Source organism: Bradyrhizobium sp. AZCC 2176, from assembly GCF_036924645.1.
GTDB lineage: Bacteria > Pseudomonadota > Alphaproteobacteria > Rhizobiales > Xanthobacteraceae > Bradyrhizobium.
In genome coordinates, this window is sequence record NZ_JAZHRX010000001.1 from 2616311 (window position 1) to 2643104 (window position 26794).

At 63.3% G+C, this 26794-nt stretch carries 27 protein-coding genes and 1 tRNA gene; 17 read left to right on the forward strand and 11 right to left on the reverse strand.

The features are described from left to right. Nucleotides 1–87 precede the first annotated feature (87 nt). From lptB to V1288_RS12140, 5 genes are all read left to right on the forward strand, one after another. Entirely contained in the window at nucleotides 88–1104 is a 1017-nt protein-coding gene (lptB, locus tag V1288_RS12120; RefSeq protein ID WP_334357257.1) for an LPS export ABC transporter ATP-binding protein, read from the forward strand. Between the two features lie 208 nt (nucleotides 1105–1312). Further along, nucleotides 1313–2962: an RNA polymerase factor sigma-54 gene (gene rpoN / locus V1288_RS12125; RefSeq protein ID WP_334357258.1), complete on the forward strand. Its 1650-nt coding sequence runs from the start codon at nucleotides 1313–1315 to the stop codon at nucleotides 2960–2962. Between the two features lie 130 nt (nucleotides 2963–3092). Beyond that, nucleotides 3093–3695, forward strand: coding sequence for a ribosome hibernation-promoting factor, HPF/YfiA family (gene hpf / locus V1288_RS12130; protein ID WP_334357259.1), 603 nt, complete (start codon nucleotides 3093–3095; stop codon nucleotides 3693–3695). A gap of 231 nt (nucleotides 3696–3926) precedes the next feature. Then, a complete protein-coding gene (gene ptsN / locus V1288_RS12135; protein ID WP_028347914.1) occupies nucleotides 3927–4388 on the forward strand; it encodes a PTS IIA-like nitrogen regulatory protein PtsN in 462 nt (153 codons plus the stop codon). Nucleotides 4389–4499: 111 nt separating this feature from the next. After that, the gene (locus V1288_RS12140; RefSeq protein ID WP_334357260.1) at nucleotides 4500–6188 is read left to right on the forward strand and encodes a methyl-accepting chemotaxis protein; all 1689 of its coding nucleotides are present in this window, start codon (nucleotides 4500–4502) and stop codon (nucleotides 6186–6188) included. A gap of 108 nt (nucleotides 6189–6296) precedes the next feature. On the opposite strand, the gene V1288_RS12145 is transcribed toward V1288_RS12140, so the two are convergent. From V1288_RS12145 to V1288_RS12180, 8 genes are all read right to left on the reverse strand, one after another. Continuing rightward, nucleotides 6297–6563: a DUF1150 family protein gene (locus V1288_RS12145; RefSeq protein WP_028347912.1), complete on the reverse strand. Its 267-nt coding sequence runs from the start codon at nucleotides 6561–6563 to the stop codon at nucleotides 6297–6299. A gap of 49 nt (nucleotides 6564–6612) precedes the next feature. Then, entirely contained in the window at nucleotides 6613–7038 is a 426-nt protein-coding gene (locus tag V1288_RS12150) for an Hsp20 family protein (RefSeq protein ID WP_027538067.1), read from the reverse strand. Between the two features lie 185 nt (nucleotides 7039–7223). Then, nucleotides 7224–8315, reverse strand: coding sequence for a sn-glycerol-3-phosphate import ATP-binding protein UgpC (locus V1288_RS12155; protein ID WP_334357261.1), 1092 nt, complete (start codon nucleotides 8313–8315; stop codon nucleotides 7224–7226). A gap of 1 nt (nucleotide 8316) precedes the next feature. After that, nucleotides 8317–9165, reverse strand: a complete 849-nt coding sequence (gene ugpE / locus V1288_RS12160; RefSeq protein WP_334357262.1) for a sn-glycerol-3-phosphate ABC transporter permease UgpE — start codon at nucleotides 9163–9165, stop codon at nucleotides 8317–8319. Next, complete coding sequence (ugpA, locus tag V1288_RS12165) at nucleotides 9165–10046, reverse strand: sn-glycerol-3-phosphate ABC transporter permease UgpA (RefSeq protein WP_334357263.1); 882 nt, start codon at nucleotides 10044–10046, stop codon at nucleotides 9165–9167. Before ugpA ends, ugpE begins: the two co-directional genes overlap by 1 nt. Before the next feature lie 76 nt (nucleotides 10047–10122). Beyond that, nucleotides 10123–11436 (reverse strand): sn-glycerol-3-phosphate ABC transporter substrate-binding protein UgpB, encoded by a 1314-nt coding sequence (gene ugpB, locus V1288_RS12170; protein WP_334357264.1) that lies wholly within the window; start codon nucleotides 11434–11436, stop codon nucleotides 10123–10125. A gap of 272 nt (nucleotides 11437–11708) precedes the next feature. Then, nucleotides 11709–12905, reverse strand: a complete 1197-nt coding sequence (locus tag V1288_RS12175; protein ID WP_334357265.1) for a CaiB/BaiF CoA transferase family protein — start codon at nucleotides 12903–12905, stop codon at nucleotides 11709–11711. Between the two features lie 178 nt (nucleotides 12906–13083). Continuing rightward, nucleotides 13084–13509, reverse strand: coding sequence for an organic hydroperoxide resistance protein (locus V1288_RS12180; RefSeq protein ID WP_334357266.1), 426 nt, complete (start codon nucleotides 13507–13509; stop codon nucleotides 13084–13086). Between the two features lie 161 nt (nucleotides 13510–13670). On the opposite strand from V1288_RS12180, the gene V1288_RS12185 reads away from it, so the two are divergent. Then, nucleotides 13671–14129: a MarR family winged helix-turn-helix transcriptional regulator gene (locus tag V1288_RS12185; protein WP_334357267.1), complete on the forward strand. Its 459-nt coding sequence runs from the start codon at nucleotides 13671–13673 to the stop codon at nucleotides 14127–14129. 9 nt (nucleotides 14130–14138) lie between these two features. Here the strand turns inward: V1288_RS12185 and V1288_RS12190 are convergent, their stop codons facing one another. The 3 genes from V1288_RS12190 to V1288_RS12200 all read right to left on the reverse strand — a co-directional run bounded on the left by V1288_RS12190 (nucleotide 14139) and on the right by V1288_RS12200 (nucleotide 15086). Next, on the reverse strand, nucleotides 14139–14378 hold the full coding sequence (locus V1288_RS12190) for a GIY-YIG nuclease family protein (RefSeq protein WP_334357268.1): 240 nt from the start codon (nucleotides 14376–14378) through the stop codon (nucleotides 14139–14141). A 141-nt stretch (nucleotides 14379–14519) separates the two neighbouring features. Further along, nucleotides 14520–14595 (reverse strand) — tRNA-Ala (locus tag V1288_RS12195). 65 nt (nucleotides 14596–14660) lie between these two features. Further along, nucleotides 14661–15086, reverse strand: a complete 426-nt coding sequence (locus V1288_RS12200; protein WP_334357269.1) for a TIGR02300 family protein — start codon at nucleotides 15084–15086, stop codon at nucleotides 14661–14663. 143 nt (nucleotides 15087–15229) lie between these two features. Between V1288_RS12200 and aroA the strand changes: the two genes are divergently transcribed. The 11 genes from aroA (at nucleotide 15230) to V1288_RS12255 (ending at nucleotide 26699) form a co-directional block, all read left to right on the forward strand. After that, nucleotides 15230–16567, forward strand: a complete 1338-nt coding sequence (gene aroA, locus V1288_RS12205) for a 3-phosphoshikimate 1-carboxyvinyltransferase (protein ID WP_334357270.1) — start codon at nucleotides 15230–15232, stop codon at nucleotides 16565–16567. Beyond that, on the forward strand, nucleotides 16564–17193 hold the full coding sequence (gene cmk / locus V1288_RS12210) for a (d)CMP kinase (protein ID WP_334357271.1): 630 nt from the start codon (nucleotides 16564–16566) through the stop codon (nucleotides 17191–17193). Before aroA ends, cmk begins: the two co-directional genes overlap by 4 nt. A 412-nt stretch (nucleotides 17194–17605) precedes the next feature. Beyond that, complete coding sequence (rpsA, locus tag V1288_RS12215) at nucleotides 17606–19336, forward strand: 30S ribosomal protein S1 (RefSeq protein ID WP_334357272.1); 1731 nt, start codon at nucleotides 17606–17608, stop codon at nucleotides 19334–19336. 282 nt (nucleotides 19337–19618) lie between these two features. Continuing rightward, a complete protein-coding gene (sppA, locus tag V1288_RS12220; RefSeq protein ID WP_334357273.1) occupies nucleotides 19619–20599 on the forward strand; it encodes a signal peptide peptidase SppA in 981 nt (326 codons plus the stop codon). A gap of 171 nt (nucleotides 20600–20770) precedes the next feature. Then, nucleotides 20771–21076, forward strand: a complete 306-nt coding sequence (locus V1288_RS12225; protein WP_057844774.1) for an integration host factor subunit beta — start codon at nucleotides 20771–20773, stop codon at nucleotides 21074–21076. Nucleotides 21077–21154: 78 nt separating this feature from the next. Continuing rightward, nucleotides 21155–21547 (forward strand): LapA family protein, encoded by a 393-nt coding sequence (locus V1288_RS12230; protein WP_334357274.1) that lies wholly within the window; start codon nucleotides 21155–21157, stop codon nucleotides 21545–21547. Nucleotides 21548–21609: 62 nt separating this feature from the next. Next, nucleotides 21610–22269, forward strand: a complete 660-nt coding sequence (locus V1288_RS12235) for a phosphoribosylanthranilate isomerase (RefSeq protein WP_334357275.1) — start codon at nucleotides 21610–21612, stop codon at nucleotides 22267–22269. After that, entirely contained in the window at nucleotides 22266–23483 is a 1218-nt protein-coding gene (gene trpB / locus V1288_RS12240) for a tryptophan synthase subunit beta (RefSeq protein ID WP_334357276.1), read from the forward strand. Before V1288_RS12235 ends, trpB begins: the two co-directional genes overlap by 4 nt. Continuing rightward, entirely contained in the window at nucleotides 23480–24316 is an 837-nt protein-coding gene (gene trpA, locus V1288_RS12245) for a tryptophan synthase subunit alpha (RefSeq protein ID WP_334357277.1), read from the forward strand. Before trpB ends, trpA begins: the two co-directional genes overlap by 4 nt. Nucleotides 24317–24420: 104 nt before the next feature. Further along, nucleotides 24421–25362, forward strand: a complete 942-nt coding sequence (accD, locus tag V1288_RS12250; protein WP_334357278.1) for an acetyl-CoA carboxylase, carboxyltransferase subunit beta — start codon at nucleotides 24421–24423, stop codon at nucleotides 25360–25362. Beyond that, entirely contained in the window at nucleotides 25359–26699 is a 1341-nt protein-coding gene (locus tag V1288_RS12255; RefSeq protein ID WP_334357279.1) for a bifunctional folylpolyglutamate synthase/dihydrofolate synthase, read from the forward strand. The genes accD and V1288_RS12255 overlap by 4 nt, the downstream gene beginning before the upstream one ends. Nucleotides 26700–26794: the final 95 nt, after the last annotated feature.

Sequence of the window (26794 nt, forward strand, 5' to 3'; positions counted from 1 at the left end):
GACATCCACTCATTCATGGTTCGCTAGCGAAGCGATTCGCCGGCGGACGCGTCGCGGAATCACCGTGAAAGGCGTAAGCGAAGCGGGATGGTGGATTTATTCGGCATGTTCCGTCGACGCCCCGCGAAACGCGGCGCCCCCGGCTTTGCGCGTTCGCGCGACGACATCACCGCGCTCGGCGATTCCTTTGGCGACATGCTGACTAGTCCCGTGCGCGATGGGCCGCCGATGGCGCGCTCTGCCTCACTGTCCGGGCTGGAGTTGCCGCCGCAGCCCGCCGATGTCGAGCCGCCGCGCGAGCCGCGTCCTCGCGCGCAGGCGCCCCGTCCCAGGTCCAACGCGAAGGCCAATGGCGGCGAAGCGCCGCGCTTGATCAAGCGGCCCGGCCTCCTCGCCGTGCACAGCGTTGAAAAGAGTTTCGGCACCCGCCAGGTGGTGCGCGGCGTCAGCATCTATGTCCGCCGCGGCGAAGCCGTCGGCCTGCTCGGTCCGAACGGCGCCGGCAAGACCACGGTGTTCTACATGATCACCGGACTGATCAAGGCGGATCGCGGCGCCATCGAGCTCGACGGCCATGACGTCACCAAGCTGCCGATGTATCAGCGCGCGCGGCTCGGCATCGGCTATTTGCCGCAGGAAGCCTCGATCTTCCGCGGTCTCACCGTGGAGCAGAATATCCGCGCCGTGCTTGAGGTGGTCGAGCCCAGTCGAAAGAAGCGCGAGGCCGAACTCAATTCGCTGCTCGATGAGTTCAACATCACGCGGTTACGTAAATCGCCGTCGATCGCGCTGTCAGGCGGCGAGCGCCGCCGCGTCGAGATCGCGCGCGCGCTGGCCACGCGCCCCAACTACATGCTGCTCGACGAACCCTTCGCCGGCATCGATCCGATCGCGGTGGGCGACATTCAGGACCTGGTCCGTCACCTCACCAACCGCGGCATCGGCGTCCTGATCACCGACCACAATGTGCGCGAAACGCTCGGCCTGACCGACCGCGCCTATATCGTCTATGCCGGGCAGATCTTGACCGAAGGCAGCCCGGAAGAAATCGTCAACGATCCGGATGTACGCCGCCTTTACCTTGGTGAGGAATTCCGGCTCTAGCGCACGAGACGCCCCAGGGTGTGGGCGGTTTCGCGGTAAGCTCTTGCGTTCACTTAAGAATCTGTGACGCGCCCGGACGCAAAACCGGCTCCCATTTTTGCGGATCGCGCTATAGCCCAATTTTTGCATACGTCAAGCCGTGTACAAGGGCTTGGGACTAATATAAGCAAGAATCGGACCAACTTTCAGTGGATCGGTTCTTGGCCTCATGGCGCTGACGCAAAGATTAGAGTTCCGCCAGTCGCAGTCGCTGGTGATGACGCCGCAATTGATGCAGGCGATCAAGCTGCTGCAACTGTCGAATCTCGATTTGTCGGCTTTTGTCGAGGAGGAGCTGGAGCGCAATCCGCTGCTGGAGCGCGCCAGCGACGGCCCCGAACCCCCGGTTGCGGGCGAGCCAGCCGCGCAAGGCGCCGAGTTCGCCGATTCCGACAGTTATGGCGACGAAGGCGGCAGCGATGCCTCCGATATGGCCACAGGCTTGAGCGGCGAGGCCTTCGAGCCCGGCCAGGAGGACTGGCTGAACCGCGACCTCGGCAGCCGTACCGAGATCGAGCAGACGCTGGATAGCCCGCTCGACAACGTCTTTTCCGAAGAGCCCGCCGAAGCCGCCGCGCGCGCCGCGCAGGACGCGGCACCGACCGCCTACACCGAATGGGGCGGCGGTGCCTCCAACGACGACGATTACAATCTGGAAGCCTTCGTCGCCGCCGAGGTAACGCTCGGCAGCCATCTCGCAGAACAGCTTGCGGTCGCGTTCAGCGCGCCGGCGCAGCGCATGATCGGGCAGTATCTGATCGATCTCGTCGATGATGCCGGCTACGTGCCGTCGGATCTGGGACAGGCCGCCGAGCGCCTCGGCGCCGCGCAGGCGGACGTCGATGCCGTGCTTGCAGTGCTGCAGAAGTTCGATCCGCCCGGCGTTTGCGCGCGGAACCTGAGCGAGTGCCTCGCCATCCAGCTTCGCGAACTCAACCGCTACGACCCCGCCATGCAGGCGCTGGTCGAAAATCTCGATCTGCTCGCGAGGCGTGACATTGCGTCTCTGCGCAAATTGTGCGGCGTCGACGACGAAGACATCACCGACATGATCGGTGAGATCCGGCGGCTCGATCCGAAGCCCGGCCTCAAATTCGGCTCGGCGCGCACGCAGACCATGGTGCCTGACGTCTATGTGCGCCCGGGGCCGGATGGCGGCTGGCATGTCGAGCTCAACAGCGACACCTTGCCGCGCGTGCTGGTCAATCAAGTCTATTACACGGAGCTGTCGAAGACGATCCGCAAGGACGGCGACAAATCCTATTTCAGCGACTGTCTGCAGAACGCGACCTGGCTGGTCCGCGCGCTCGATCAGCGCGCCCGCACCATTTTGAAGGTCGCCACCGAAATCGTCCGCCAGCAGGACGGCTTCTTCACGCACGGCGTTGCGCATCTGCGGCCGCTGAATCTGAAAGCGGTGGCGGATGCGATCCAGATGCACGAATCGACGGTGTCGCGGGTGACCGCCAACAAATATATGGCGACTAATCGCGGCAGTTTCGAGCTGAAATATTTCTTCACCGCCTCGATTGCATCGGCCGACGGTGGGGAAGCGCATTCGGCGGAGGCGGTCCGCCACCACATCAAGCAATTGATCGATGCGGAAGCCCCAAGCGCGATCCTCTCCGATGATACCATCGTGGAACGATTGCGCGAATCCGGCATTGATATTGCCCGCCGCACGGTCGCGAAATACCGCGAAGCGATGCGTATCCCGTCCTCGGTCCAGCGCCGCCGCGATAAACAGAGCATGCTCGGTAACGCACTTTCCGCTCCCGCCACTTACTCCGACCGGTCCCGTGATACGGCTCCGGCCTGATTGCGTTCGCGTCAAATCGCGATAGTGTCGGTTTCCCGACAGAGCGTGATCCGGAAAGCCGGCACCGGTTTTCCGAAAGGGATCATGCTCCGGCAACACCAGAGTAATCGAGGCATCAGCGAGGCATCCAATGACCCTTCGAATCTCCGGGAAAAGCATCAGTGTCGGCGAGGCGCTTCGTTCGCGTGTCAGCGAGCGCACCGATGAGGTCTTGAGAAAATATTTCGACGGCAATTATTCCGGCCACATTACGCTCAGCAAGGACGGTTTCGGCTTCCGCACCGATTGCGCGCTGCACCTGGATTCCGGGATTACGCTGGAGGCCGATTCCAACGCCACCGATGCCTATGCCAGCGCCGACCAGGCGCTGCTGATGATCGAGAAGCGCCTGCGCCGCTACAAGAGCCGGCTGAAGGACCGCTCCGCCCGCAAGGCCTATGCGGCCTCCGCGGCGCTCGCCGAGATGAATGGGCCCGGGCTCGATGCGCCGAGCTATGTGATCGAGGCGCCCGCGGAAGGCGACGAGGAGGTCACCTCCTATAGCCCGGTCATCATTGCCGAGGCGACCACGTCGCTGAAGCGGCTTTCGGTCAGCGAGGCGGTCATGGAACTCGACCTGACCGGGGCCGCCTGCGTCGTGTTTCAGCACGGCTCCAGCGGCCGGGTGAACATCATTTACCGCCGCGCAGACGGCAATGTCGGCTGGGTCGATCCCCCCTCGGTTAGCTCCTGAGATATATGCCCCATGGCATTGACGCCCCCCATCCACCCTACCTATGGTCCGCCGCCCTTAAGCATAGGGCGCAGGAACTGGTCCTTCGGGAGTTGGCACGGCGCATGCGTTGGAGTAGAAGCCCCCAAATCGGGACCCGGATCTAAGCCCGCCTCCTGTCTCATCTTCTTGACGCCCCGGTTCTACAACCTATCTCGCAACCTGACGCCTTAATTCACCTCGGAACGCCCCATGACGATTACCGATCTGGTCGCACCCGAGGCGATTCTCCCCGCTTTGAAGGTGATCAGCAAGAAGCAGGCGCTGCAGGAGCTGGCCGCGCGCGCTTCCGCCTTGACCGGCCAGAATGAACGCTCGGTGTTCGAGGTGCTGCTGCAGCGGGAGAAACTGGGCACCACCGCCGTCGGCTACGGCGTTGCCATTCCGCACGGCAAGCTGCCGAAACTGGAAAAGCTGTTCGGGCTGTTCGCCCGGCTCGAGCGCCCGATCGATTTCGAGGCAATGGACGGCCAGCCGGTCGACCTGATCTTCCTGCTGCTGGCGCCGGAAGGCGCCGGCGCCGATCATCTGAAGGCGCTGGCGCGAATCGCGCGGCTGTTGCGCGACCAGGACGTCGCCAAGAAGCTGCGCGCCTCGCGCGACGCCCAGGCGATCTATTCTGTGCTGGCGTTGCCGCCGGCGAGCGCGGCCTAGTTCCTGGAACCAGCGATTCTCCGTTTGGTAGCGCATCGGGTAAACGCAATTTTAAGCTAAATGGCGGCTATTTCGTTCGCTGGGATTTATTCTTACCCGGAGAACATTGCCATGACGCTGCGCCTGACGATTTCGCGCGCAATATTGATTTTTGGACTGGTTACCGCATTGGGTCTGGGTGCCGTGATTGCCACCAGTGTTTACGGGCTGTCACAGCTCAAGGTCGGCGGTCCGCTCTACAACCAGATCAAGCTCGGCAATGACCTCATTGCCGACATTCTGCCACCACCGGAATACGTCATCGAAGCCTATCTCGAGTCCACCCTCGTGCTGCACGATCCGGCGCAGCTTGCGGCGCATCGCGACAGGCTTGCTCAGCTCAAGAAGGAATATGACGAGCGGTGGGATTTCTGGGTCAAATCCGATCTCGATCCGGTGCTCAAGGCGAAGCTGGTGGAGAAATCCGACAGCGAGGTGCGTCGCTTCTGGACTGCGATCCAGGACGGTCTGTTGCCCGCGCTCGCCAAGGGCGACAGCGCCGCAGCCGCAAAATCCTATAACGAGATCACCGCGCGCTACACCGCGCACCGCGCCATCATCGACGACATCGTCAAGCAGACCAACGACCAGAACGCGGCGACGGAAGTCGCGGCGACGGGACGCGTCAGTACATTCACGTTTGTATTGTGGGGTGTTTCGGCCGCGGTGTTTCTCGTCATCGGCGCGGGCATCTTCGGCGTGGCATTCGGCGTCATTCGCCCGATCGCCGCAATGACCGACGTGATGAAGGGGCTCGCGGGTGGCGACCTCAACGTTTCGGTTCCGGCGCTCAGCCGCGGCGATGAAGTGGGCGCCATGGCGCGCGCGGTCCAGGTCTTCAAGGACAACGCGCTGCGCGTTCAGTCGATGGAACAGGAGCAGGCCAGCCTGAAGCAGAAAGCGGAAGGCGAGCGCAAGGCCGTGATGCAGCAGATGGCCGACGGCTTCGATTCTGCGATCGGAAAAATCATCCGGACCGTATCGACCGCCTCGTCCGAACTCGAATCATCGGCCGGACAACTGACCAAGACCGCCGAAGTGACCCAGGTGCTTTCGGCAACGGTTGCCTCCGCTTCGGAGCAATCCTCTGCCAATGCACAGTCCGCTGCGGCAGCCGCGGAAGAGATGGCCTCATCGGTGTCGGAGATCAGTCGCCAGGTGCAGGATTCGCACAGGATATCGCGCGAGGCGGTAAGCCAGGTCGAGCAGACCAATGCGCGGATTGCCGATCTCGCCCAGTCCGCCAGTCGGATCGGCGAAGTGGTCAAGATGATCAGCGCGGTCGCGGAGCAGACCAATTTGCTGGCGCTGAACGCCACGATCGAGGCGGCGCGCGCCGGCGAGGCGGGACGGGGATTTGCCGTCGTCGCATCCGAGGTCAAGGCGCTTGCCGCGCAGACGGCGAAAGCGACCGAGGAAATCAGCGAGCAGATCGGCCAGATGCAGTCGGCGACCAATCAGTCGGTATCCGCGATTCAGGAAATCGGCGGCACCATCGGCCGCATCGCGGAAATCTCGCAGGCGATCGCAGCCGCCGTGGAAGAACAGGGCGCCACGACGCAGGAAATCTCCCGCAATGTGCAGCAGGCGGCGCAGGGCGCCACGCAGGTCGCCGGCAGCATCACCGACGTCAATCGCGGAGCGACCGATACCGGCGCGGCATCGACGCATGTGCACGGGCTGGCCCGGTCGCTGCTCGGACAGAGCAATCATCTCAAGGGCGAGGTGGAGAAATTCCTCTCGACCGTGCGCGCGGCGTAAGCTGATCGAAAACTGTTATGAAGAAAGATACGCGGGCGATGCCCGCGTATCCGAAACCCTCTTCGTACATTCGCCCGGCATCAGATCAGCGACGCCGGCGAAGTTTCGTCAGTGCACGCTGACGGCCTGAAGCTCGTTGCTCCATGCATTGGCGATCGCAGCCTCACGGCTGTCGGTCAGCATGATCGGGGTGCCGTCGGCGGCATGCAGCGCGAACAGTTTCAGCCCTGGCGCGATTTTCGGCGCCTGCGGAAACAGCCCCGGCACGTCCTCGGAACGGACTTGTTTCACGTAGGCGATGTGGCCTTCACCGAGATGGGCCAGCGCCTCAACGGAAACCTTTTCGGATTCGAAGGTAACACTCACGTCACTCATGGTCTCGACTCCTTCTGGGTCTAAGCGGTCGAGTCCGCTACTTGTTCCATTATTCGTGCTCATTGATAGCAATTGTCTTAACGACCCTTTCAGGCTCCGGCCTGGCGAGGTCGATCGACAACAGCCCGTTTTTCAGATCCGCGCCCAGCACGTGCATCCCCTCCGCCAGCACGAAGGTGCGCTGGAAGTGGCGCGCGGCGATGCCGCGATGGATGTATTGCCGGGCCTTGTCGTCCTGCTGGCGGCCCCGGATCACGAGCTGGTTTTCCTCAATGGTCACATCAAGTTGGTCACGGGTAAAACCCGCCACCGCGAGCGTGATACGCAACCGTTCGGGCTGACCGTTGGCACGGTCACACCGCTCGATGTTGTAGGGAGGATAACCGTCGGCGCCTTTGACGACGCGATCGAGCGCACGCTCGATTTCGTCGAACCCAAGCAGGAACGGACTGGATAACGAGGGAACACGAGACATTCCAAAGTCCTCTCGAAGCGACTTTGAGGGGCCCTTGCGGCGCCCCATTCAACCGGCCGGCCGACTTGCCGTCCGGTCAAGGAACAATATGGGGGTGATTTGGGAAGGGTTCAAGCGCCTCTGAAAGCTGCGTAAATCGGCCGCGGCGGGGTTTTCACAGGCTTTTGTGCAGGAAACTGACCGGTTCAGGAACCCACACGCTTGCGGCCGTCGGCGGTAAACAGATGCAGCTTGTCGCTGGCGGCCACCGCCCTGATTCGCTCACCGATCGCCGGACCGACGGCGCCGGGAATCCGCACGATGATTTCCCCCGGCGGCAATTCGCCCGGGGTGGCAGCGACGCCCTGAACTTCCTGCTGGCGGGTGCCGTAGATGAAGGTTTCGGCGCCGACGCGTTCGATCGCTTCCACGGTAAGGCCGAGCGCCACGCCGCCGGCAACCGTTTCGTTCGTGATGACGAAATCCTCAGGGCGAATGCCGAGAATGGCAGCTTCTGCGATGCGGGCATCGCCGGTCAGTTGCGACTTCAGTTCGTCGGAGCGGAGCGGCATCAGATTCATCGGCGGCGCACCGATGAAGGAGGCGACGAACGTGGTCGCGGGCTTCTGGTAGATCTCGAGCGGATTGCCGATCTGCTCGACCTGGCCGCCGTTCATGACCACGAGAATGTCGGCCAGCGTCATCGCTTCGAGCTGGTCGTGGGTAACGTAGATCGAGGTCGTCGAGAGGCGGCGCTGCAGTTTCCGGATTTCGACCCGCATGGCGATGCGCAGCTTGGCGTCGAGGTTCGACAGCGGTTCGTCGAACAGGAACACCTTCGGCTGCCGCACGATGGCGCGGCCCATCGCCACGCGCTGGCGCTGGCCGCCGGACAATTGCCGCGGCTTGCGCTCGAGCATGGCGCCGAGTTCGAGAATCCGCGCGGCCTCTTCCACCCGCGTCTTGATTTCGCCCTCCGCCATCCGGCGGTTGCGCAGGCCGTAGGCCATGTTGTTGTAGACGCTCATATGCGGGTAGAGCGCATAGTTCTGGAACACCATCGCGATGTCGCGGTCGGCCGGCTCGATCTGGTTGACAACGCGCCCGCCGATATCGATCTCGCCGCCGGTGATGGTCTCAAGCCCCGCGACCATGCGCAAGAGCGTGGACTTGCCGCAGCCGGACGGGCCGACCAGCACGCAGAACTGGCCGTCGCCGACGTCGAAATCGATGCCCTTGATGGCTTCGAAGCCACCGGCATAGGTCTTGCGGACGTTGCGGAGGGTGACGTTGGCCATTTCACTTTTCCGTCTGGACCAGGCCGCGCACGAACAGCCGCTGCATGAATATGACGACCGCGACCGGCGGCAGCATGGCGAGAACCGCGGTCGCCATCGCGAGCTGCCATTCGGCGAGTTCGTCCGTGGCCACCAGCATCTTCTTGATGCCAATCACGATGGTCTGCATTGAATCCTGCGTGGTGATCAAAAGCGGCCAGAGATACTGATTCCAGCCATAGAGGAACTGGATCACGAACAACGCCGCCATGGTCGTGACCGACAGCGGCAGCAGCGTATCCTTGAAGAAGCGGAAGGGGCCGGCGCCATCGATGCGCGAGGCTTCCAAGAGTTCATCCGGCACGGTCATGAAGAACTGGCGGAACAAGAGCGTGCCGGTGGCGGACGCAATCAGCGGCAGGATCAGGCCGGCATAGGTGTCAAGCATCTTGAGGTCGGCGACCACCTTGTAGGTCGGATAGATGCGCACCTCGACCGGCAACATCAGCGTGATGAAGATGATCCAGAACGCGGTTTTGCGGAAGGGAAAGCGGAAATAGACGACCGCGTATGCGGAGAGAATCGAAATGAAAATCTTGCCGACCGCAATGCCGATCGCCGAGACAAAGGAATTGATCAGCATGTTGGCGACCGGCTCGCGGCTGGTGCGCGAACCGCCGACGAAGATCGCGCGGTAGTAATTCTCCAGCGCGTGCGTACCGGGCATTGCCGGCATGTGGCCGCCGACCACGGTCGCGGCGTCGTGGGTCGAGGCGACCAGCGCCAGCCAGACCGGGAAGGCGACAATGAAGACGCCCAGGGTCAGGATGGCATAGGCGATGAAATCGCTCAGCGGGCGGTGCTCGACCATCAGTATTGCACCTTGCGCTCGACATAGCGGAACTGGATCGCGGTCAGCGCGATCACGATCACCATAAGCACCACCGATTGCGCCGCCGAGCCGCCGAGATCGCCGCCGAGCCGGCCGTCGGCATAGACCTTGTAGACCATGGTGGTGGTGGCCCCGGCGGGGCCGCCGCCGGTCACGGCGTCGATGATGCCGAACGTGTCGAAGAAGACGTAGACGATATTGACCACGAGCAGGAAGAAGGTGGTGGGCGACAGCAGCGGGAAGATAATGGTCCAGAAACGGCGCATCGGGCGGGCGCCGTCGATGGCGCCGGCCTCGATCACGCTTTTCGGGATCGACTGCAGGCCAGCGAGGAAGAACAGGAAATTGTAGGAGATCTGTTTCCACACCGCGGCCATCACCACGAGGAGCAGGGCATGGTTGGCGTTGAGCAGCGGATTCCAGTCGATGCCCATGCCACGCAGCGGCCGCGCCAGCATGCCGAGCGAGGGCTGGAACATGAAGAACCAGAGCACGCCGGCGACCGCGGGCGCTACAGCATAGGGCCAGATCATCAGCGTCTTGTAGGCCGGCGCGGCCTTAAGGCTCTTGTCGGCCTGCGTTGCGAACAATAGCGCGATAGAGAGCGAGAGCGCGGCAACCAGCGTCGAGAAGATCACCGTTACCAGCATCGACTTGTAATATTCAGGCTGGGCGAACAGCGCCTGGTAATTTTCCAGACCGACGAACTCGGAGACGAGACCGAACGCATCCTCGCGCAGAAAGGATTGCCAGACCGCCTGGCTCGCCGGCCAATAGAAGAAAACGACAGTGATGACGAGCTGCGGCAAAAGCAGCAGGTACGGCAGCAGGCGGTTATTGAAGACGGTGGACTTTTCCATTCAGGCGCCGCGGTCTGCCGGGTGATGCAAGCGCTCCCTCCCGGATCACGGGAGGGAGCGCCGGTAGTAGCTCAGTCTATTTTGCCGTCTTCTCAAAGGTGCGCAACATGGCATTGCCGCGCGCCACCGCTGCGTCGAGGGCTTCCTGGGGCGTCTTCTTGCCGTCCAGCGCCGACTCGATCTCCTCGGCCCAGAGGTCGCGCATCTGCACCATGTTGCCGAAGCGAAGGCCGCGCGAGTTCTCGGTCGGCTCCTTGTTGGTGAGCTCCTTCAGCGGAGTCTGCAGGGTGGGGTTCTTCTCGTAAAAGCCGTCCTTGATCGACTTCTCGTAGGCCGCCTTGGTGATCGGCAGATAGCCGGATTCCTGGTGCAGCTTGGCCTGCCGGTTGGTGTCGGACAGGAAGGCAAAGAACTTTGCGACGCCCTTGTACTCTTCCGGCTTCTTGCCGCCCATTACCCACAGCGAAGCGCCGCCGATGATCGAGTTCTGCGGCGCACCGGCGACATCAGGGTAATAGGGCATCGGCGCCGAGGTGAAGTCGAACTTCGCGGTGCCCTTCGCGGTGCCGTAGTAGCCCGACGAGGTCAGGAAAATCGCGCATTCGCCGGAGCCGAAGCGGGCCTCGTTCTTGCTGTCGCGCCCGCCGTAGCTGTAGACCTTCTCTTTTTGCAGGTCGACCAGGTTCTGCAGATGCTTCACGTGCAGCGGGGAGTTGAATTTCAGTACGGTATCGAAGCCATCCAGGCCGTTGGCCTTGGTGCCGATCGGCACGTTGTGCCAGGCCGAGAATTGCTCGATATGCGCCCAGGAAACCCAGGCGTTGGAGAAGCCGCAGGTGTCGTGGCCGGCCGCCTTCAGCTTCTTGGCGGCGGCGAACACGTCCGGCCAGGTCTTGGGAATCTCGGTGACGCCGGCCTTCTTTAATTCATCCTTGTTGATCCACATCACCATGGAGGACGAGTTGAAGGGGAAGGACAGCATCTCGCCCTTCGAGGTCGAATAGTAGCCGGTGATGGTCGGCAGATAGGCCTTGGGGTCGAAGGGCTCGCCGGCATCCTTCATGAGCTGGTAGACCGGCTTGATGGCGCCGGTGGCGCTCATCATGGTGGCGGTGCCGACCTCGAACACCTGCATGATATGCGGCGCATTGCCGGCGCGGAACGCGGCAATGCCGGCGTTCATGGTGTCGGCATAGGTACCCTTGTAGGACGGCACGACCTTGTAGTCGGCCTGGCTGGCGTTGAATTCCTCGGCAAGCCTGTTGACGACGTCGTTGTTGCCGCCGGTCATGGCGTGCCACCACTGGATCTCGGTCGCAGCGTGGGCAGGCGTTGCCAGCGCCAGCGCAACACTTACTGCCGCCGCTGCGCCGAATTGTCGAAGTGCCATGGAATTCCTCCGGGTTGGGGCCGTCACCTTCGTTTCGCGCGATAACAGCGCGGGATGACGTGCAAATGACCGTATAAGCGAAAGGATGGTATTGGGAAAGCGGGCGCGGAGGGAAGCCGGAAAATAGGCGAAGACCGATGAACGCAACGCGGCGTCGCCCCTGCGAACGCACGGGCTCATAACGACAGGGGGTGCGTTGTTGGGACGTAGATCCGTAGATGGGGTAACGGGCCGGGTCCCCGGCGTTCGCAGGGACGACAACACTATTGTCGTCAGCGCTTGCGCTCGGAGCCGCAGACTGCGCCGCTGGCGACCATGGCGTCGATCTCGCCCTCCGAGAAGCCAAACTCGCCCAGCACCTCTGATGTGTGCTGGCTGAATTTCGGCGGTATCCGCCGCAGGCTCGACTTGGTTCGCTCCAGCCGGATCGGGGAGGCGACGCCCTTGTACCAGTCCTTTGAAATGATATCGCCGCGATGCAGCGTATGCGGATTGGCCAGTGCCTGGTCGATCTTCTGCACCGGGCCCGCCGGGAGGCCTGCCGCCAGCAGGCGATTGCAGAGCGGTTCGGCCTCGTGCTGGCTGAAGACGGCGGCGAGTTCGGCGCGCAGCGCCTCGCGGTTGGCGATGCGGTCCTTGTTGCGGGCAAAGCGCGGATCGGTGCCCAGCTCGGGCTTGCCGATCTCCTTGGCGAGCTTGCGGAAGGTGCCGTCATTGCCGACGCCGATGAAGATATTGTCGGTCTTGGTCGGAAAGATCGCGTACGGCACGAGATTGGGATGCTCGTTGCCGGTAAGGCCCGGCGGCTTGCCATGCATGAAATAATTCGCGGTGTGCGGATGCATGATCGCAAGGCCGGTTTCGTACAGCGTGGTTTCGAGAAACTGGCCGAGGCCGGAACGCTGCCGCTCCGACAGCGCCATCAGAATACCGATCGCCGCGTAAAGTCCTGTCGTGATGTCGACCAGCGGAACGCCGATCCGCATCGGGCCGCTTTCGGGCGAGCCGGTCGCCGCGATCATGCCGGTCATGGCCTGGATGATCGCGTCATAACCGGGATTGCCGCCGCGCGGACCGTCGGCGCCGAAGCCGGAGATCCGGCAATGCACCAACTTTGGGAATTTCACGCGCAGTACGTCGTTGCCGATGCCCCATTTGTCGAGCGTACCCGGCTTGAAATTCTCGATCAGGACGTCGGCGGTCTCCAGCATTTTCAGCAGCACCGCGCGTCCGCCTTCGGAAGCGAGGTCGAGCCCGATCGAGCGCTTGTTGCGGTTGATGCCGACGAAATAGGCCGCATCCTCCTCGTGGAAGGGAGGGCCCCAGTCGCGCACCTCGTCGCCGGCCGGCGGTTCGACCTTGATCACGTCGGCGCCGTGGTCGGCGAGGATTTGCGTGCAATAGGGGCCGCCGAGCACGCGCGTCAGATCGATCACGCGCAGGCCGGTCATTGCGCCGGTAGAACTCATGGAGAAAGCCTTCGCTCAGGATGACAATGGAAATCCTGAGCTAGCGGTCTTCAGGCGCGGCGGCAATGGCGTCACGCGCACAGGCGCATGACGCGGCCGCCGTAGCAAAGCTACGGAAAATTCCGTAGGGCCGCGAACAGCCCGCCGGCATCAACGGCAGGCCGGTCGGATCACGTCGTCAGACGACCGTCAGGCGCACGTCCACATTGCCGCGCGTGGCGTTGGAGTAGGGGCACACCTGATGCGCCTTCGCGACCAGGGCTTCCGCGTCCGCCCTGGCAACGCCGGGCAGCGAGACGGCGAGTTCGACATCGAGGCCAAACCCGCCTTCCGAACGCGGACCGATGCCGACGGTGGAGGTCACCGTGGCGTCCGCCGGCACCTTCGGGCCGCCTTGCGAAGCGACGAATTTCATCGCGCCGATGAAGCAGGCGGCATAGCCGGCCGCGAACAGTTGCTCGGGATTGTTGCCGGCGCCACCGCCGCCGCCGAGTTCCTTCGGGGTGGCAAGCTTGACGTCGAGCGCGCCATCGAGGGTCGCAGCGGTGCCATCGCGGCCGCCGGTGGCCTTGGCGCTGGTCTTGTAGAGCACGTTCACAGACATGTTTGGGTCTCCCTTGGGTTTGTTGTGGCAACCGTATTGCACACAATTAGATTGTGCACAATACAAATTATTGCAGTCGGCGCAATTTAATTGTATGCAATTGAAATCAGGCGCTTACGCCGCTGAATCCGGGCACGGCGCCATCAGATGAAGAGGTTGTGATGGCTAGAAAGCATTCGGCCGACCTGCCGCTCAGGCTCGATAATCAGCTCTGTTTTGCGGTGTACTCCACCGCGCATGCCTTCAACCGCGTCTACAAGCCGCTGCTCGACAGCCTCGGGCTGACCTATCCGCAATATCTTGTCATGCTGGTGCTGTGGGAGCGCGACGGCGTGCCGGTCAAAGACATCGGCGAGCGGCTGTTCCTCGATTCCGGCACGCTGACCCCGCTGCTCAAGCGGCTGGAAGCGGCCGAACTGATCAGGCGCACACGCAGCACCGAAGACGAACGGCAGGTACTGATCGCGCTGACGGCAAGGGGCGAGGCGCTGCAGGAGAAAGCGCGGGCCGTGCCGCAATCGATTCTGGCGGCGTCAGCCTGCTCGGTCGGCGAACTTATGGCGATGAAGAACGAGATCGTCGCATTGCGCGATCGATTGAATGCGGTGTTGGATGAGTAGGGGCGGTCACTAAAGGCGCTTCTTGGCGAAGGCGCGGCCGGAGTGGGATTTTAGGTACTTCTCGAACTCAAGTGCTTTGTATTTGTCGGGAAAGGCGCAGTACCAGATCAGCTTCCACGGTTTGAATTTTGCGGTGTGCGCGGATTTGCCGGTGTTGTGGTCTGAGATCCGACGTTTCAGATCCTCGGTTGCGCCGGTGTATTCCTGATCGGGAAATTCAACGCTCCGGATGATGTAGACATACCACATCGTGCTGCTAGCCAGTCGCGCTGCAAGGGAAGGGTTGTCTCGGGCTGCGCCAGCCCGTCTTCGCCCTTTGGGCTACGCCGGGCACGCTTCGCTCTTCGGGCACCGCGCGGCTGCGCCACGCGTAGCCCGAAGGGCGAAGCGTGGTGGAGCCAGGCGGGATCGAACCGCCGACCTCTTGCATGCCATGCAAGCGCTCTCCCAGCTGAGCTATGGCCCCGTAGAATCGCAGCGCTTCAAATCAGCGTGCGGGCAATGACCCTGAACCACAGTTCAGGGCCGATCTCAAGTCTCTTCGTCGCCTCCGACATCACCGATGATGTCGGTGACGTCCTCATCGCCCTCTTCCTCGTCGGGAATGAAGGTGGAATCGTCGTCGTCATCGTCCTCGATGGTTTCGTCGATCTCGATGTCGTCTTCTGACTCGGGAACCACGGCCTTGACCTTGCCGGTATTCTCCTCGGCATCGGCCTCCTCGAGCGAGACCAGCTCTTCGGCCTCGGCGGCCTCCGGCATGTCGGCTGCCGCAGTGGCCGAAGCGGCGGCTGCGGCGCGTGCGGCATCGCCACGGGCGGCCCGCGGCGGCGCAACCGGCGCAATCGGCACGACCTCGCCAGTGTAGGGCGAGATCACCGGGTTCTTGTTCAGATCATAGAATTTCTTACCCGTCGTCGGGCAAATGCGTTTGGTTCCGAGATCGGACTTGGCCACGTGTGGATCCTGGGAAATTCTGAAAAACGGTGCTTCACTTGGCTAGTTGAGGGGCTGGTGTCAATAGCAGTTTGTCGCATTTGACGGCAGCGTGACGTGCGGGGGTCCATGTGATACTGCCGCCCTCGCGGAGGACCCCAATCTTGACCCGTTCAAACACCCAAACGCCGCTGGAATCCCGCGCAAGCGGCCCCCTGAGCGGCAAGGTCCGCGTTCCCGGCGACAAGTCGATTTCGCACCGCGCCCTCATCCTGGGGGCGCTTTCGGTCGGCGAAACCAGGATTTCCGGCCTGCTTGAGGGCGAGGACGTCCTCAACACCGCCAAATCGATGCAGGCGCTGGGCGCCAGGGTCGAGCGGACCGGACCGTTTGCCTGGAAGGTCGCGGGCGTGGGCGTGGCGGGTTTCGGCCAGCCGGCCTCACCGCTGGATTTCGGCAATTCCGGCACCGGGTGCCGGCTGGTGATGGGGGCGGTGGCGGGTTGCCCGATCACGGCGGTGTTCGATGGCGACGCCTCGCTGCGCTCCCGCCCGATGCGGCGAATTTTGGACCCCCTCGAATTGATGGGCGCAAAGGCCGGCGAAGCCAAAGAAGGCGGCCGCCTGCCGCTGACGCTGCACGGCGCGCGCGATCCCGTGCCGATCCTCTACCGGACCCCGGTGGCCTCGGCCCAGATCAAGTCGGCGGTGCTGCTGGCAGGACTTGCCGCGCCCGGCGTCACCACGGTCATCGAGCAGGAAGCCAGCCGCGACCACACCGAGTTGATGCTGAAACATTTCGGCGCCGAGATCATCTCGACCACGGAAGGCCCGCACGGCCGCAAGATCGCACTCACCGGCCAGCCCGAACTGCATGGCGCTGACGTCGTGGTGCCCGCCGATCCGTCGTCGGCGGCGTTCCCGATCGTGGCGGCGCTGGTTGTCCAGGGCTCCGACGTGACCTTCTCCGACGTCATGACCAATCCGCTGCGTACGGGGTTGCTCACAACGTTGCGCGAGATGGGCGCTTCCATCGAGGAGAGCGAAGTCCGCGGCGACGCCGGCGAGCCGATGGCCCGCTTGCGCGTGCGCGCTTCCAAACTGCGCGGCGTCGAGGTGCCGCCGGAGCGCGCGCCCTCGATGATCGACGAATATCTCGTGCTGGCGGTCGCAGCCTCTTTTGCCGAGGGCGCCACCATCATGCGCGGCCTGCAGGAACTGCGCGTCAAGGAATCCGACCGGCTGGAGGCGACCGCCGACATGCTGCGCGTCAACGGTATCAAGGTCGAGGTCGCAGGCGACGATCTGATCGTCGAGGGCCGCGGCCACGTGCCCGGCGGCGGCCTCGTCGCCACGCACATGGATCACCGCATCGCGATGTCCGCGCTGGTGATGGGACTGGCCGCCGACAAGCCGGTTAAGGTCGACGACACCGCCTTCATCGCCACCAGCTTCCCGGATTTCATTCCGATGATGCGTTCGCTGGGAGCAGAGTTTTCATGATCATCGCCATTGACGGACCGGCGGCATCCGGCAAGGGCACGCTGGGCAAGCGGCTCGCTCACCACTACGGCTATCGCCATCTCGACACCGGCGTGATCTATCGCGCGGTCGCGAAGGCGCTGCTGGACGAGGGGTTTGACCTCACCGATGAGGCGCGGGCGGTAGCGGTTGCGATGGAGCTCGATCCCGAAAAATTCGGGCATCCGGAGCTGAAGACACAACGCATCGGCGATGCCGCCTCAGTGGTGTCGGCAATACCCCGCGTGCGCGAGGCGCTGGTCAGTTTTCAGCGCCAGTTCGCGGCCGACCCGCCGGGCGCCGTGCTCGACGGGCGCGACATTGGAACCGTGATCTGCCCGAATGCCGACGTGAAGATCTTTGTCGTCGCCGACCCGCAGGTGCGGGCCCACCGCCGGACGCTGGAAGCCCGCGCGCGCGGCGAAGCGGTCGACGAGGCGCTGGTGCTGGCCGATATCCTCAAGCGCGACGAACGGGACAAGAACCGCGCCGCAGCGCCGCTGAAGGCGGCCGCCGACGCGCACATTCTGGATAATTCCCATCTCGACATCGAAGGCGGCGTTCGCGCCGCCATCGCCATCGTCGAGGCCGTCCGCGCCAAGCGCTAAAGGGACGATTTTCGAGCGGCTTGGCAGCCCTCCTGCCAGCCCGAAAGGGCCGATAGATTAGGCATTTCCGGCTTGCCGAAAATGGCCCTTGGGGCTATATCCACGCCCATCCGGGCCGCCATCGATACGATCAGGGCTGTCCGAGCGGGCCGGCGGGAGGTTTGAACCCCCGCTGTCATTGGAGGAAAGCCCGCTCCAGGTTCTTGAAGTCGATACGCTCGTTTCAGGCTCCGGACTTCTGACGCTACGCGCATTCTTTCGCAAAACCGGTACCCACTTTTGCGGAATGCGCGACATCAAACGTACCGAACGTGCAGGCATGCTGCCGGCCCGCTTTTGCGCCTCCCGCAAACAGCGGTCGTTGGGATTTGCGGACCCCGACACTTCACGCGCGATACGCCCTTTAACCCGAATGGCCGGCAATACCGCATCTGGAGAACATATGGCTTCGACTGCTGCTTCTTATAATCCTACCCGCGACGATTTTGCTGCAATGCTGGACGAGTCCTTCGCCGGCGGCAATCTGCAGGAAAGCTCCGTCATCAAGGGCAAGGTGGTTGCAATTGAAAAGGACATGGCCGTCATCGACGTCGGCCTGAAGACCGAAGGCCGCGTGGCGCTGCGCGAATTCGCCGGCCCCGGCCGTGAAAGCGATCTCAAGGTTGGCGATGAGGTCGAGGTGTTCCTCGACCGGATTGAGAATGCGCTCGGCGAGGCCGTGCTGTCGCGCGACAAGGCGCGCCGCGAGGAAAGCTGGGGCAAGCTCGAGAAGGCCTTCAACAACAACGAGAAGGTTCACGGCGTCATCTTCAACCAGGTCAAGGGCGGCTTCACGGTCGATCTCGACGGCGCTGTCGCCTTCCTGCCGCGCTCGCAGGTCGATATCCGCCCGATCCGCGACGTCGCGCCGCTGATGAACAACTCGCAGCCGTTCCAGATCCTCAAGATGGATCGCCGCCGCGGCAACATCGTGGTGTCGCGCCGCACGGTTCTCGAAGAGACCCGCGCCGAGCAGCGCCAGGAACTGGTGCAGAACCTCGAAGAGGGCCAGGTGATCGACGGCGTGGTCAAGAACATCACCGATTACGGTGCGTTCGTTGATCTCGGCGGCATCGACGGCCTGCTTCACGTCACCGATATCGCATGGCGCCGGGTCAACCACCCGACCGAAGTGCTCACCATCGGTCAGACCGTCAAGGTCAAGATCATCAAGATCAATCACGAGACCCACCGCATTTCGCTCGGCATGAAGCAGTTGCTGGACGATCCGTGGCAGGGCATCGAGGCCAAGTACCCGTTGAACGCGCGCTTCACCGGCCGCGTCACCAACATCACCGACTACGGCGCGTTCGTCGAACTGGAGCCGGGCATCGAAGGCCTGATCCACGTCTCCGAAATGTCGTGGACCAAGAAGAACATGCACCCCGGCAAGATCGTCTCGACCTCGCAGGAAGTCGAAGTGCAGGTCCTGGAAGTCGATTCGGTCAAGCGCCGCATCTCGCTCGGCCTCAAGCAGACCATGCGCAATCCCTGGGAAGTCTTCGTCGAGAAGTTCCCGGTTGGTTCGGTGGTCGAAGGCGAGGTCAAGAACAAGACCGAGTTCGGTCTGTTCCTCGGTCTCGACGGCGACGTCGACGGCATGGTCCATCTGTCCGACCTCGACTGGAAGCTTCCGGGCGAGCAGGTCATCGACAACTTCAAGAAAGGCGACATGGTCAAGGCCGTGGTGCTCGACGTCGATGTCGAAAAGGAGCGCATCTCGCTCGGCGTCAAGCAGCTCGAAGGCGACCCCTTCGCAGAACCTGGCGACGTCAAGAAGGGCGCGGTCGTGACCTGCGAAGTGCTCGAAGTGAAGGAAGCCGGCATCGAGGTGAAGATCTCGGGCACCGACTTCACCACCTTCATCAAGCGCTCCGAGCTCGCCCGTGACCGCAACGATCAGCGCGCCGAGCGGTTCGCCGTCGGCGAGAAGGTCGATGCCCGCGTGATCCAGTTCGACAAGAAGGCCCGCAAGGTGCAGGTCTCGATCAAGGCGCTGGAAGTCGCCGAAGAGAAGGAGGCCATCGCACAGTACGGCTCCTCCGATTCGGGGGCGACGCTGGGCGATATTCTCGGCACTGCGCTCAAGAACCGCGAGAAGTAAGCGTATCGCTGAGTCGTTCCGCGAACATCAGGCCCCGGTCTCGACTGGGGCCTTTTTCTTGATCTGCACGACTTTCTCCGTCATGCCCGCGCTTGTCGCGGGCATCCACGTCTTGCTTTTTGCGACAAAGACGTGGATGGCCGGGTCAAGCCCGGCCATGACGGCCGTAGGGATGATCCTGGGGCCTTGTTTTCTTCAAATTGCGTCGCAATTGATGTAATCAACTAACGCTTCGCTCACGCTGCGGATGCAAAACGCGGTGATTAGTTCAGGAGAAATTCGATGTCGCTCGATTCGGACGTGATCGTCGATCGCCGCAGGATCCGCCGCAAGCTGACCTTCTGGCGCGTCGTGGCTGGCCTGGTTGCGATCGCGGCGATCGTTACTGTCGGCACCGTCGCGACGACGAGCGGGCCGGCTGCGCTGGCAGCATCGGGATCGATCGCGCGGGTCAACATCGAGGGACTGATCCGCAGCGACCAGCAGCGCGTCGAGGCGCTGGAGCGGCTGGAGAAATCGAACCACGTTGCCGTCGTCGTCCACATCAACTCGCCGGGCGGCACCACGGCCGGCTCCGAGCAGCTTTACGACTCCCTGGCGCGGCTGAAGGCCAAGAAGCCGGTTGTCGTGGTGGTCGAGGGGCTCGCCGCATCGGGCGGTTACATCGCGGCGATCGCCGCCGATCACATCGTCGCGCGCCAGAGTTCGCTGGTCGGATCGATCGGCGTGTTGTTTCAGTTTCCGAATTTCTCCGAGCTCCTGAAGACCGTGGGCGTCAAGGTCGAGGAGGTGAAATCCTCGCCGTTGAAGGCCGCGCCCAACGGTTTTGAGCCGACCAGCCCGGAGGCGCGCGCAGCCCTCGACGCGCTGGTGAAGGATTCCTATGCCTGGTTCCGCGGCCTGGTGAAGGAGCGGCGCGGCATGGATGACGGCCTGCTGGAAAAGGTCGCGGATGGAAGGGTTTTCACCGGCCGCCAGGCGGTCGAACTGAAGCTGGTCGATCAGCTCGGCGACGAAAAGGCAGCCGTCGCATGGCTGGTTGCCGAGAAGAAGATCAAAAGCGATCTGCCGGTGCGCGATTACAAGCTTAACCCGCGATTCGGCGACCTGACGTTCCTGCGAACGGCGGCCTCGATCGCGTTCGACGCACTCGGCTTGAGTTCCATCGCGCGCCAGATCGAGCAGGGTGGCGTCGCACAGGCGGTCGATCAGCTCTCGCTCGACGGCATGCTGGCATTGTGGCGCCCCGCAGCCCCCAACTGAGCCGCACCGGCTGGTCTTTGTCACATTCTCCCGCACTGCGGGTGTCGTGACAGACCCCTGCCGCGGTGCCTGTCACGCGATTTCGGGTTGCCCAAAAGTGATTTAGCGTCTTGACAGTTCAAGGTATTTTCACGGAAATGGATATCCGCACGACCCCGGATCCCAACTTCGATGATCAAATCCGAACTTGTTCAGCGCATCGCCGAGCACAACCCGCACCTCTACCAGCGGGATGTGGAGAACATTGTGAACGCGATCCTCGACGAGATCGTGGCAGCGCTGGCGCGCGGCGACCGTGTCGAGCTGCGCGGCTTCGGCGCTTTCTCGGTCAAGCATCGCCCAGCGCGCGCAGGGCGCAATCCGCGCACCGGCGCGCATGTGCCGGTCGACCAGAAGAGCGTCCCGTTCTTCAAGACGGGCAAGGAGATGCGCGAGCGGCTGAACCGCGACAATGGCTCGCCCGAGGCCGGCGCCTAGGCGCTTTTCGGTTCGACTGGATGTAGCCGTGTTGCGGGTCTTAAGCCCCGCCTTTCTCCATCACGACGAGAGAAGGTCATGCGAAAGTTCTTCACGGCGCTGGTCGTCATTCCCTTAGGCCTCATCTTCATCGTCTTCGCGGTCGCCAATCGCCATTTCGTGACGGTGTCGTTTGATCCCTTCAATTCGACCGACCCGACGATCGCGGTGTCGATGCCGCTGTTTGCCGTGATCATTGCGGTGGCCATCCTGGGGGTGGTGGCTGGTGGCATGGCGACCTGGTTCCGCCAGCGCCACTGGCGCCGCGCGGCGCGCCAGCATGAGGCGGATGCCCGCCGAGCAAGGGCGGAGACGGCCGATCTGCGGGCTGCGGCGGCGGTTTCCCGGGCCGATCAGCAGCGGCTTCCAGCGCCCTCCCAGTACGGGTTCTATGGGTCCGCAGGGCGAGACAAGCAGGGCGCGACGTTGTAGAACCCGCCCCGTCAGCTTGTTCCAATTTGCCTTGGCGGCTTATGTCCGCCCCCTGAGAGACCATGTCCCTGCTCGTCAAAATTTGTGGCCTGTCCACGCGCGAGACGCTCGAGACTGCGCTTGAGGCGGGTGCCGACATGGTGGGCTTCGTGTTCTTCTCCCCGTCGCCGCGCCATCTCAGCCTCGAGACCGCGCGAGAGCTCGGCGGGCAGGCCAAGGGCCGCGCCGCCAAGGTGGCCTTGACGGTCGATGCCGACGACGCGACGCTTGAAAACATCGTTGAGACGCTGCGGCCGGATCTCTTGCAACTGCACGGCAAGGAAACCATCGCGCGCGTGCGCGACATCAAGGCGAAGTTCGCGCTTCCGGTCATGAAGGTGATCGCCGTCGAAACCCCGGCCGATCTCGCCGCGCTGCCGGGCTATGCTGATGTCGCCGACCGCATCCTGTTCGATGCCCGCGCGCCGAAAGGCGCTACCCGCCCCGGCGGGTTAGGGGCGGTGTTCGACTGGCACGTCTTGGAAAAGCTCGATCTCCAACTGCCCTTCATGGTCTCGGGCGGGCTTTCCGCCGACAATGTCGCGGAGGCCGTCCGCGTCACCCGCGCCGGCGGCGTCGACGTGTCCTCCGGCGTCGAAAGCGCGCCGGGTGTCAAGGACCCTGAGATGATCCGTAATTTTATTCGCGCCGCGCGCGCCACCGAAGAATTGATGGTCCGATGAATCCAAACCTGCGCAATTCCTTCCGCACCGGTCCCGACGAGCGCGGGCATTTTGGCAATTTCGGCGGCCGCTTTGTCGCTGAAACGCTGATGCCGTTGATCCTCGATCTGGAAAAGGCCTATGCGGCGGCCAAGGCCGATCCGGCGTTCCAGGCCGAGATGAACGGCTACCTCAAGGATTATGTCGGCCGGCCGTCGCCGCTCTATTTTGCCGAACGCCTGACCGAGCATCTCGGCGGCGCCAAGATTTATTTGAAGCGCGAGGAGCTCAACCACACCGGCTCGCACAAGGTCAACAACGTGCTTGGCCAGATCATGGTCGCGCGGCGCATGGGCAAGAAGCGCATCATTGCCGAGACCGGTGCTGGCCAGCATGGCGTTGCCACCGCGACGCTGTGCGCGCGCTTTGGGCTGGAATGCGTGGTCTATATGGGTGCAGTCGACGTCGCCCGTCAGGCGCCGAACGTGTTCCGCATGGAGATGCTGGGCGCCAAGGTCGTTCCGGTGCAGTCAGGCACGCGCACGCTGAAGGACGCGATGAACGAGGCGCTGCGCGACTGGGTCACCAACGTGCATAACACGTTCTATTGCATCGGCACGGTGGCGGGCCCGCACCCCTATCCGATGATGGTGCGCGACTTCCAATCGGTCATTGGCGACGAGACCCGCAAGCAGATGCAAGAGGCCGAAGGCCGCCTTCCGAATTCGCTGGTAGCCTGCATCGGCGGTGGCTCCAATGCGATGGGCTTGTTCCATCCATTCCTTGATGATCCCTCCGTCGAAATTTTTGGCGTCGAAGCCGCCGGTCACGGCCTGACGCAACTGCATGCGGCGTCGATTGCCGGCGGACGGCCAGGCGTGCTGCACGGCAATCGTACCTATCTGCTGATGGACGACGACGGTCAGATCCAGGACGCGCATTCGATCTCGGCGGGGCTCGACTATCCCGGCATCGGGCCGGAGCATTCCTGGCTGCACGAGAGCGGCCGCGTCACCTATCTGTCGGCGACCGACGACGAAGCGCTGGCCGCCTTCATGCTGCTGTCGCGGCTGGAAGGCATTCCGCCGGCGCTGGAATCTGCGCATGCGATCGCCAAGGTCACGGAGCTCGCGCCCAAGCGGCCGAAAGATCATCTGATGGTGGTCAATCTGTCCGGCCGTGGCGACAAGGACATTCCGCAGATCACGGAGATTTTGAAAGGCAAGAAGCAGTGACCACCCGCATCGACGCACGCTTTGCCGAACTCAAGAACGAGGGCCGCTCGGCGCTGGTCACCTTCCTGATGGCCGGCGATCCCGATCCCTTAACCTCGCTCAACATCATCAAGGCGCTGCCGAAGGCGGGCGCCGACATCATCGAGATCGGCATGCCCTTCACCGATCCGATGGCAGACGGTCCGTCGATCCAGGCGGCGGGCCTGCGCGCGCTCAGGGGCGGGATGACGCTGACGAAGACGCTGGAGATGGTGCGCGGCTTCCGCAAGGATGACAGCACCACGCCGCTGGTGCTGATGGGTTACTACAATCCGATCTACATCTATGGCGTCGACAAGTTCCTCGCCGATGCCAAGACGGCCGGCGTCGATGGCCTGATCATCGTCGACCTGCCGCCGGAGGAAGACGACGAGCTGTGCATTCCCGCACTGAAGGCCGGGCTCAACTTCATCCGGCTGGCGACGCCGACCACCGACGACAAGCGCTTGCCGGCGGTGCTCGCAAACACCTCCGGCTTTGTCTATTACGTCTCGATCACCGGTATCACCGGCGCGGCGGCGGCCGACTCGACGGTCGTCGGGGACGCCGTAGAACGGATCAAGCGCCACACCAAATTGCCAGTGTGTGTCGGCTTCGGCATCCGTACCCCGCAGGCGGCGCGGGCGATTGCCGAGAAGGCCAACGGCGCCGTGGTCGGTACCGCGCTGGTCGACGCGTTGCGCGACAGCCTGGACACGACGGGGCAGGCGACCAGCAGGACCGTCGCGGCTGTGGCCGATCTCGTGGCCTCCCTGGCGCAGGGTGTCCGGGGCGCGAAGCAGGCGGCTGAATAAGCCACAATTGCCTGCCAATTGGCCGAAAGGGGCGGCCTTGCCCGGAGTGATTCGGGCCGCCATATATTCCACTTGATGCGTTTAACCGCATTTCGGAGCGAACCATGAATTGGCTCACCAATGTCGTCCGGCCGAAGATTCGCAACATCCTGCGCCGTGAGACGCCGGAGAATTTGTGGATCAAATGCCCGGATTCCGGGCAGCTCGTGTTCTACAAGGACGTCGAGGCCAACCAGTTCGTCATCCCCGGCTCGAACTACCACATGCGCATGGGCGCGGTGGCGCGGCTGAAGTCGATCTTCGACAACGAGACCTGGTACGACATCGCGTTGCCTGAGGTGACGCCCGATCCGCTGAAGTTTCGCGACGAGCGTAAATATGTCGACCGCATCAAGGACGCCCGCACCAAGACCGGGCTGAACGATGCCGTCAAGGTCGGCTATGGCAAATTAGAGGGCGCCGGCGTCGTGATCGCGGTGCAGGACTTCGATTTCATGGGTGGTTCGCTCGGCATGGCGGCGGGCGAGGCGCTCGTCCGCGGGCTGGAGCTTGCTGTCGAGAAGAAGTCGCCATTCATCGTGTTCGCAGCCTCCGGCGGCGCGCGGATGCAGGAAGGCATTCTCTCGCTGATGCAGATGCCGCGCACCACCGTCGGCGTGCAGATGCTGCGGGAAGCGAAGCTGCCCTACATCGTGGTGCTGACCAATCCGACCACCGGCGGCGTCACCGCATCCTACGCCATGTTGGGCGACGTGCAGATCGCCGAACCCGGCGCACTGATCGGGTTCGCCGGCGCGCGCGTGATCGAACAGACCATCCGCGAGAAGCTGCCGGAAGGGTTCCAGCGCGCCGAATATCTGCTCGACCACGGCATGGTCGACATGGTCGTGCATCGCCACGAGATGCGTCCGACGCTGGCACGGCTGTGCCGGCTGCTGACGAAATCTCCTGCGCTCGAAGCCGCCTCAAAACCTTCGCCCCAGGTCACGGACCCGGCGCAGATCGTCTCGGCGCCGGAAGCCGTGCCGGCTGCGCCCCACGCGTGAGCCTGCCTGCCGCCAAACCCCGCCCGCTTGGTGAGTTGATCGCGCGGCTGTCTGCCTTGCATCCGAAGCGTATCGATCTCAGCCTCGATCGCATGCACCGCCTGCTGGCGCGGCTCGATCATCCGGAAGCCGTGTTGCCGCCGGTGATCCATATCGCCGGCACCAACGGCAAGGGCTCCACGGTCGCCTATCTGCGCGCGATCCTCGAGGCCGCAGGCCTGCGCGTGCACGTCTATACCTCGCCTTACCTGGTCAGGATCAACGAATGCTTCCGCATCGGCGAGAAAGCCGGCGGCCGGCTGGCTGATGATGCCGAGTTGCGCCGGGTGCTGGAGCACTGCGAGCAGGTCAATGCGGGCGAGCCGATCACGATTTTCGAGATGGAAACCGCGGCGGCGTTTTGCCTGTTCGCGGAGCATGACGCCGATGTCGTTTTGCTCGAAACCGGTCTCGGCGGAAGGCTTGACGCTACCAATGTCATCGACCGGCCGATTGCGACGGTTATCACGCCGGTTAGCATGGACCACACCGAGTTTCTCGGCAGCACGCTGACTGCCATCGCCGGCGAAAAGGCCGCCATCATCAAGCGCGGTGCGCCGGTGATCTGTGCCGAGCAGGAGCCGGAAGCCATGGCTGTCATCGAGGCGCAGGGAAAGCGCATGCGCGCGCCGCTGCATGCGGCGGGACAGCAATGGCATGTCGGCGTCGAGCGCGGGCGGCTGGTCTATCAGGACGAGCGCGGCCTGATGGATCTCGCGGCGCCAAAGCTGTTCGGGCGGCATCAATTCGACAACGCCGGTCTTGCCATCGCAACGTTGCGGGCGATCGAGGCGTTCAAAATCGGAATGCCGGCGTTCGAGGCCGGCATTGTCAACGCCGAATGGCCGGCGCGGATGCAGCGGCTGGTTTCCGGCGCGCTGGTCGATCAGGGGCCGAAGGGGTGCGAGATCTGGCTCGACGGCGCGCACAATGCGGAAGGCGGACGCGTCACGGCCGCGGCGCTCGGCGATCTCGAAGAGCGCGTGTCGCGCCCGCTGGTGGTGATCGCCGGCATGATGGCGAACAAGGATGCGGGCGCGTTCCTCGCCAATTTCGCCGGTCTGACGCGCCACATCATGGCGGTGCCGATCCCCGGCCGCGACAATGCGATGCCGACGGACCGGCTGGCGGATGCGGCACGCGCGCTCGGCATGCGCGTGGAAAATGCTGCAAGCGTCGAAGCCGCGCTATACGCGCTGTCGCGGCTGGCTTACGAAGTGCCGCCGCGCATCCTGATTACCGGCTCGCTCTATCTCGCCGGCCATGTACTTGATATCAACGGCACGCCGCCGGGATAGAAATTAAATGGCCGCTGAAATTGCTTCCAGCGGCCGCCCGGGAAGAAATATTGATTGCTTATGAACTAACCAGCCCCGGTGTTTGCAAAGACTAG

Coding starts and splice junctions, on each gene's coding strand:
- rpsA (WP_334357272.1), top strand. CDS start 17,606: ATGGCCGGCAATACCGCATCTGGAGAACATATGGCTTCGACTGCTGCT.
- V1288_RS12230 (WP_334357274.1), top strand. CDS start 21,155: ATGCGAAAGTTCTTCACGGCGCTGGTCGTCATTCCCTTAGGCCTCATC.
- V1288_RS12185 (WP_334357267.1), top strand. CDS start 13,671: ATGGCTAGAAAGCATTCGGCCGACCTGCCGCTCAGGCTCGATAATCAG.
- V1288_RS12145 (WP_028347912.1), bottom strand. CDS start 6,563: ATGAGTGACGTGAGTGTTACCTTCGAATCCGAAAAGGTTTCCGTTGAG.
- V1288_RS12190 (WP_334357268.1), bottom strand. CDS start 14,378: ATGTGGTATGTCTACATCATCCGGAGCGTTGAATTTCCCGATCAGGAA.
- sppA (WP_334357273.1), top strand. CDS start 19,619: ATGTCGCTCGATTCGGACGTGATCGTCGATCGCCGCAGGATCCGCCGC.
- hpf (WP_334357259.1), top strand. CDS start 3,093: ATGACCCTTCGAATCTCCGGGAAAAGCATCAGTGTCGGCGAGGCGCTT.
- V1288_RS12150 (WP_027538067.1), bottom strand. CDS start 7,038: ATGTCTCGTGTTCCCTCGTTATCCAGTCCGTTCCTGCTTGGGTTCGAC.
- V1288_RS12155 (WP_334357261.1), bottom strand. CDS start 8,315: ATGGCCAACGTCACCCTCCGCAACGTCCGCAAGACCTATGCCGGTGGC.
- trpB (WP_334357276.1), top strand. CDS start 22,266: ATGAATCCAAACCTGCGCAATTCCTTCCGCACCGGTCCCGACGAGCGC.
- rpoN (WP_334357258.1), top strand. CDS start 1,313: ATGGCGCTGACGCAAAGATTAGAGTTCCGCCAGTCGCAGTCGCTGGTG.
- cmk (WP_334357271.1), top strand. CDS start 16,564: ATGATCATCGCCATTGACGGACCGGCGGCATCCGGCAAGGGCACGCTG.
- ptsN (WP_028347914.1), top strand. CDS start 3,927: ATGACGATTACCGATCTGGTCGCACCCGAGGCGATTCTCCCCGCTTTG.
- V1288_RS12235 (WP_334357275.1), top strand. CDS start 21,610: ATGTCCCTGCTCGTCAAAATTTGTGGCCTGTCCACGCGCGAGACGCTC.
- lptB (WP_334357257.1), top strand. CDS start 88: ATGGTGGATTTATTCGGCATGTTCCGTCGACGCCCCGCGAAACGCGGC.
- ugpB (WP_334357264.1), bottom strand. CDS start 11,436: ATGGCACTTCGACAATTCGGCGCAGCGGCGGCAGTAAGTGTTGCGCTG.
- V1288_RS12225 (WP_057844774.1), top strand. CDS start 20,771: ATGATCAAATCCGAACTTGTTCAGCGCATCGCCGAGCACAACCCGCAC.
- V1288_RS12175 (WP_334357265.1), bottom strand. CDS start 12,905: ATGAGTTCTACCGGCGCAATGACCGGCCTGCGCGTGATCGATCTGACG.
- ugpA (WP_334357263.1), bottom strand. CDS start 10,046: ATGGAAAAGTCCACCGTCTTCAATAACCGCCTGCTGCCGTACCTGCTG.
- V1288_RS12140 (WP_334357260.1), top strand. CDS start 4,500: ATGACGCTGCGCCTGACGATTTCGCGCGCAATATTGATTTTTGGACTG.
- accD (WP_334357278.1), top strand. CDS start 24,421: ATGAATTGGCTCACCAATGTCGTCCGGCCGAAGATTCGCAACATCCTG.
- ugpE (WP_334357262.1), bottom strand. CDS start 9,165: ATGGTCGAGCACCGCCCGCTGAGCGATTTCATCGCCTATGCCATCCTG.
- V1288_RS12180 (WP_334357266.1), bottom strand. CDS start 13,509: ATGTCTGTGAACGTGCTCTACAAGACCAGCGCCAAGGCCACCGGCGGC.